At 61.6% G+C, this 6,129-nt stretch carries 5 protein-coding genes; all 5 read left to right on the top strand.

Annotated elements, in window-relative coordinates; genetic code table 11:
* On the top strand, nucleotides 1-1,197 hold a 1,197-nt coding region (locus Q0R23_RS03330), incomplete at its 5' end, for a hypothetical protein (RefSeq protein ID WP_293910348.1).
* Between the two features lie 186 nt (nucleotides 1,198-1,383).
* A complete protein-coding gene (locus Q0R23_RS03335; RefSeq protein ID WP_293910350.1) occupies nucleotides 1,384-2,094 on the top strand; it encodes a DUF6683 family protein in 711 nt (236 codons plus the stop codon).
* A 7-nt stretch (nucleotides 2,095-2,101) separates the two neighbouring features.
* On the top strand, nucleotides 2,102-3,058 hold the full coding sequence (locus Q0R23_RS03340; protein WP_293910352.1) for a pentapeptide repeat-containing protein: 957 nt from the start codon (nucleotides 2,102-2,104) through the stop codon (nucleotides 3,056-3,058).
* 189 nt (nucleotides 3,059-3,247) lie between these two features.
* Nucleotides 3,248-4,081 carry an alpha/beta hydrolase gene (locus tag Q0R23_RS03345; protein ID WP_293910354.1) on the top strand — a complete coding sequence of 278 codons (834 nt, stop codon included), beginning with the start codon at nucleotides 3,248-3,250 and terminating at the stop codon, nucleotides 4,079-4,081.
* Nucleotides 4,082-4,414: 333 nt separating this feature from the next.
* Nucleotides 4,415-5,944 carry a glycine--tRNA ligase gene (locus Q0R23_RS03350; protein ID WP_293910356.1) on the top strand — a complete coding sequence of 510 codons (1,530 nt, stop codon included), beginning with the start codon at nucleotides 4,415-4,417 and terminating at the stop codon, nucleotides 5,942-5,944.
* The last annotated feature ends 185 nt before the right edge of the window (nucleotides 5,945-6,129 follow it).

Genomic DNA, 6,129 nt, shown 5'->3' on the forward strand with positions numbered 1-6,129 from the left:
GCGCTACTCGCTCGACAAATAGGGGGCATGAAAATGAATAAATTCCTGCTTGCTGTCATTCCCGGCCTGGTATTCAATGTCGCACAGGCTGGTGGTATGGTGTATGTCAAGCCCGACGGAATCTGGACCGAAAATAACGGTAAAATCGTAAAGTTAGCGGGTACTCAGGGAGCACAGGCTGTAGCGCTATCTCCTCAAGACGGAACGCTTGTTTATTTTGTAGGTGCGCCGCTTGATTATATTTCACAGGCAGAGACGCTCAGGAAGGGATTCATCTCCAGGCCGCCGTATACCAGTCGCACGGCTCTGCCTGCGCCACTCAACGCACTCGATTTCTATTTCCAGAGCTTTTCCTGGGCGCGTGACGGCAGCTACGTTCAGGCCGGAGAAGTCCGCTACGACCCAGAACTGAAGAAAGTCTGGAAAACGGCAGAATTCAGGCCCCGTGCCACTTCCAATTCTGGGGCAGTCAGCGCGTGGCTTGCACAGTACCCGGCCCTGCGGGTGGTGGGCAAGACCAAAGCGGCCAGAACAATTTTTGACCCAAGCAAGCTGAGTGCCGCGCTGGCCGTCACCCAGAAGACGCTTCAAATCGACGCCAGTGCTTACAACGACCCCAAAAACTGGTGGACCGGAGATCCGGCGGTGTCTCCAGACGGACAGGCGGTCTATTTCAGCTCTAACGGCGGCAACGGCGGTGGTGCGGCGGGCAACACCGATTACGTGCTGCTCAAACTCGATACAGCCACAGACCGAATCGTGGCCCTGAGCAGGCTGCGGCCCAAAGAAGGCGAGGTGGGGAGCCGACTGCCCACGCTTCAGGTGTCGCCAGATGGCAAGAAGCTGCTCGAATGGACTTCGGTGCACGTCAGCGCCGCCGAAAATCCGAGCGTCTTGAGTGTTCACGATTTACCAAGCGCCAAGTCGGTGTTCTTGGACTGGGAGCCCGTCAATTCACAGCCAACCAACCCTCCAGACTCTGCCCTCACCAACTGGATCACAGCGGCCTGCTGGCTCGACGCCAGTACGGTGGCCCTGACCGCTGCAATGGTCCGCGTGCCAAGTTTTGCCAGTGAAAGTGAGACGAATATAGACAAACCAGAATACATCAGTGCATTCAGCCTCTACCTCTTCGATGCCAAAACCGGAAAGATAAAACGCACCATACCAGGTGTAAGTCATGTGTCTTGTGGCTGAGATTTGGGAATATGATACGAAATTGAACAAAACTCCTGGAGTTTTGGCGAGCGGAGCGAGTGCCAAGAAATACGGTTTGGCGGAGGTGGAAGGGAATCCGGAAACCTCACCGGATTTCCTGGAAGCGGAGCAAAACCGTATGACGATTCAAAGCCGAGATCCATATCTGTGTTGAGAGGTCTACTTATGAAACGAGCACACCTGAAGATGTTTCTTGCCACCACCCTGATGTTTGGTACCAGTGCTTTCGCCGAGGACAGCTTCGCCAGCCTGTTTTCCAGTGTGGACACCAGTGTCATCAGCTCGGCGATGGGCAGCGCCGCTGCGGCTCCGGCGGGCGGCGCGGTCGACACCAGAGCCTCCGAGTACAAGCCGTCGGCCAAGGTCAGCAGCGACACCCGCGAGCTGATCGTGAACGTGTTCATCAAGGCGGGCAAGGCCAGCGGCAAGCTGACTCCAGCGCTGGAAGACAAGCTCCGCACGGCGTTCAGTACCTTCGACGTGGCCAGAGCCTGGGGCAAGTCGCTGGAACCCAAGGGCTTCAAGATGAACAGCCTGGCGACGGGTACGGCCATCTGGGTGTCGGTGTCGTTCCGGATCATGTCGGGCAAGGAGTCCAGCGACGCCCAGGACGCCGCGCTGCTGCGGCAGTTTCAGGTCGCTTTCAGCAAGCCCGCCATCGCCAAAATGAGTGACGCCGAGAAGCAGCGCAATTCGGAGCTGCTGATGTGGATGGCCGCTCTTCAGGACTACGACGCAGGCCAGCTCAAGGCCGGGGCGCCCGGCTACACCACCCAGAACGTGCAGAAGTACATCGGTGATCTGCTGCGGACCTTCAAGCTCGATCCGGCGGTGTTCGAGATCGGTGATAAAGGACTCCAGAGAAAGGGTGGCTGAACCGGAGGTGGTTGATACGGGGGGAATCGGCCCGGAGCAGCTCAAGACCTGGCTGGGCCATGCAGGTGCCTCGCTCGACCTGACCGGGCAGACGTTTACAGATTGCGATTTCAGCGGCCTGGACCTGACCGGCGTGATCGGTGCCCGCGCCGCGACCCTCATTCGCTGCGATTTTTCGGGCGCGGACCTGTTCGGCGCGTCGTTTCAGGACTCGGTGCTGACGAGCTGCAACTTCAGCGGCGCCCAGCTCGGCAAATGCGAATTCTGGGGCACCCGCATCACGGACTGCACCTTCGAGGGTGCCCTGATGATCCGCTCGGAATTCAGCGGGGCGGTGATGGTCGGCAGCACCTTCCGGCGAGCGAATCTGCTGGCGGCCAGCCTCAGCGACTCGGTGCTGAGAAACTGCGTGTTTGGCGGTGCCGACCTGAGCGGCGCCCTGGTGTCGGGCAACGAGGAGGACGGTGTGAGTTGGAGTCACGTAACCGGACTGGTCCGCTCAGCGGCGGTGGCGAGCGCCCTGGCCGGGTCGGTGGTCGCCGCGCCGACTGAGGCGAGCTTTTTTTCGGTCGCCCAGCAGCTTGTGGACGCTTCTTTTGACGACACAGCCGCGCTTGAACACCTGCTGGGCCTGCGCTTCGTGCCAGGCGGCGACAATGAGTATTTCCAGTTCTTCAGGGCGCAGCGCGAGTCCGGCCCGCTGTTTACTGCCGCCGAACTCCGAGCGGACCGGCATAACCGGGCGCGGGCCATCCTGACCGTGACCACTGCCAGGTCGGTCTGCGTGACGCGTAAGGCGGTCCTAGGCCGGTTCGTGCAACCTACCCTGACGCCGCCCAGCCCGCATTCTCCGGCGTCGGAGAGCTACGTTTCCTTCATGGTGAAGGGTGCCCGACTCTCCTTCGGGTTTACCCAGCAGCGGCCCGGATGCGTGGCGAGCGTGGTGGTGGACCGGCTGGAGTGAGGTGTGACCGGGCTGGCCGCTATTAAACTGGCCACGGCGGCCTTGGGCTGTTGCTCACGCTCGGCTGCTTGGTACAGGCCATCACATTCTCCTGATGTGGTTGCTTTAGCCTAACGAAACAGCAAACCTAGTTGTGCGCAATACACATAGGATTTTCTGTACAGCGTTGCCCAGCTCCCGGAGGAACACATGCCACACGTCACCGTCGGTCAGGAAAACAACCAGAACATCGAACTCTATTTTGAGGATCACGGTCAGGGACAGCCGGTGGTGCTGATTCACGGCTTTCCGCTGAACGGTCACTCCTGGGAGCGCCAGGAGGCGGCGTTGCTGGAGGCGGGCTACCGTGTCATCACCTATGACCGGCGCGGCTTCGGGGCGTCCAGCCAGCCGTCGGTCGGCTATGACTACGACACCTTCGCCGCCGACCTCGACGCTTTGCTGCGGCATCTGGATGTGCATGACGCCGTGATCGCCGGATTCTCGATGGGTGGCGGCGAGGTGGCCCGTTACCTGGGCAAATTTGGCTCGGCCCGCATCGCCAAGGCGGTCTTCGCGGCGCCCATCGCGCCCTTTCTGCTTCAGACGCCGGGTAACCCCGAAGGCGTGCCCCAGAGCGTCTTCGACGGCATCATGGCCGGTATCCGCCAGGACCGCCCGGCGTTCTTCAAGGGATTTTTCCAGAATTTCTACAACGCCGACGTGCTCAAGGGTAGCCGCGTCAGCGACGAGGTGCTCGACGCCAGCTTCAACGTGGCTGCCGCGTCTTCGGCCCGCGCCACTCTGGCCTGCGTTCCGGCCTGGCTGACCGACTTCCGCGCCGACATCGCCAGCATCACCGTGCCGACCCTGATTATTCAGGGCGACGCTGACCGGGTGCTGCCGATTGCCGCGACGGGTGCCCGCCTCCCCGCCCTGATCGCAGGCAGCGAGTACGTGGTGATCGAAGGCGGCCCACACGCCATCGGCTGGACCCACGCCGAGGAAGTCAACGCGGCGCTGCTGGCCTTTTTGAAGAAGTAAAACCGGGTGTGAACAGTGGCGGTGGACCGAGCCGGTGAGTCAAGTTCTAAAGAATCCTTGACCCTCTGCCCCGTTTCGCCCACAATACGGAGGCGTTGAACCGCAGGAGTACCGAGACAGCACAGCCCTTCAAGCGAGCCTGAGACGGTGGAAGTCAGGTAAGGGCGGCTCCGGGAAAGGCAGCGGGGAGCAGTGAGTCATAAAAGTGCCGTGTCAAGAGTTCAGCTCTGACCCGGAACTGGGGTGGAACCGCGCTGGTGCAGTACTCAGCGTCCCCAGGCGACCCGTTTCGCCTGGCTTTTTTATGCCGGGGAGGGGTCAAGGAGGATTCCTATGCCCGCACAGAACATGGAAGAACTCGTCAGCCTGTGCAAACGCCGGGGCTTTATTTTCCAGGGCTCGGAAATCTACGGCGGCCTGCAAGGCTTCTACGATTACGGCCCGCTCGGCGTGGAGCTGAAAAACAACATCAAGGCCGCCTGGTGGCGTGCCAACGTCTACGAGCGCGACGATATGGAGGGCCTGGACGCCAGCATCATCATGCACCGGCTGGTGCTGAGGCACTCCGGCCACGAGGCGACGTTTTCCGACCCGATGGTGGACAACCGCAAAACCAAAAAGCGCTACCGCCTGGATCATCTGGTCAAAGAGCAGAAAAGCGCCGTGCAGCAAGCCGTGGCTGAGGCAATGGGCACGAGTCTGGACAACTTCCCGGCGCTGGTGCAGTCGCTGGTGAACAATCCGGCCCAGGCCAGCGCGGCGCTGATCAGCTCCGGCGTGCGAGACAGCTTCAGCGGTGAGGTGGGCGACTGGACCGAGCCCAAGCCCTTCAACATGATGTTCAAGACCACCATCGGCCCGACCGCCGATGAGGACAGCTACGGCTACCTGCGACCCGAAACGGCCCAGGGCATCTTCACCAACTTCAAGAACGTGGTGGACAGCACCTCGCGCCGCCTGCCCTTCGGCATCGCCCAGATCGGCAAGGCATTCAGAAACGAGATCACGCCGCGCAATTTCATCTTCCGGATCCGTGAACTCGAGCAGATGGAGATCGAATTCTTCTGCGTGCCCGGCACCGACGAGGACTGGCACGCGCACTGGCTGGAGCGGCGCCTGAGCTGGTGGGAAGCCCAGGGCGTGCCGCGTAGCAAGATCGAGATTCTGGACGTGCCCGCCGAGGACCTGGCGCACTATTCCAAGCGCACCTACGACCTGATGTACGACTACCCGACGCTGGGGTTTGAAGAGATCGAGGGCGTCGCCAACCGCAGCGACTACGACCTCGGTTCGCACACCAAGTCGCAGGGCGAACTCGGTCTGGTCGCCCGCGTCGAGGAAAACAACGACAGTGTCGCCAAGCTGACCATCCCGCATCCGGAGACCAATAAACCGGTGGTGCCCTTCGTCATCGAGCCGTCGGCGGGCGTGGACCGGGCGCTGCTGGCGGTGCTGTCCGAGGCGTTCACCAAAGAGACGCTGGACAACGGCTCGGAGCGCATCGTGCTGAAACTGAAGCCGCATCTGGCGCCCATCAAGGTGGCCGTCATTCCGCTGGCCCGCAACAGAGAGGAGATCACCAGTGTCGCCCGCGCCATCAAGGCCGAGTTGCAGGGCCTGGGTCTGGGCCGCGTGCTGTATGAAGACAGCGGCAACATCGGCAAAGCCTACCGCCGCCACGACGAGGTGGGCACGCCCTACTGCGTCACCGTCGATTTCGATACCGTGGGCCTCGGCGGGGAGGGCAAGGAGTCCGACCCGGCGCTGCTGAACACCGTGACGGTGCGTGACCGCGACACGCTGGCGCAGGAGCGCATCGCCATTGGTGAGCTGAGCGGCTGGATTCAGGCCCGGCTGAAGTAGCGTTTCAGCAGACTCACCCCCAGCGAGCAGGGTTCACCCGCCAGAAAGTGTTTCCTGGCGGGTGAACCCTGCTCGCTGGGTGAGTCTGCTGAAACGCTACTTCAGCCGGGCCTGAATCCAGCCGCTCAGCTCACCGATGGCGATGCGCTCCTGCGCCAGCGTGTCGCGGTCACGCACCGTCACGG

The organism is Deinococcus sp. (assembly GCF_025362455.1).
Lineage (GTDB): Bacteria > Deinococcota > Deinococci > Deinococcales > Deinococcaceae > Deinococcus.

Coding starts and splice junctions, on each gene's coding strand:
- Q0R23_RS03335 (WP_293910350.1), top strand. CDS start 1,384: ATGAAACGAGCACACCTGAAGATGTTTCTTGCCACCACCCTGATGTTT.
- Q0R23_RS03345 (WP_293910354.1), top strand. CDS start 3,248: ATGCCACACGTCACCGTCGGTCAGGAAAACAACCAGAACATCGAACTC.
- Q0R23_RS03350 (WP_293910356.1), top strand. CDS start 4,415: ATGCCCGCACAGAACATGGAAGAACTCGTCAGCCTGTGCAAACGCCGG.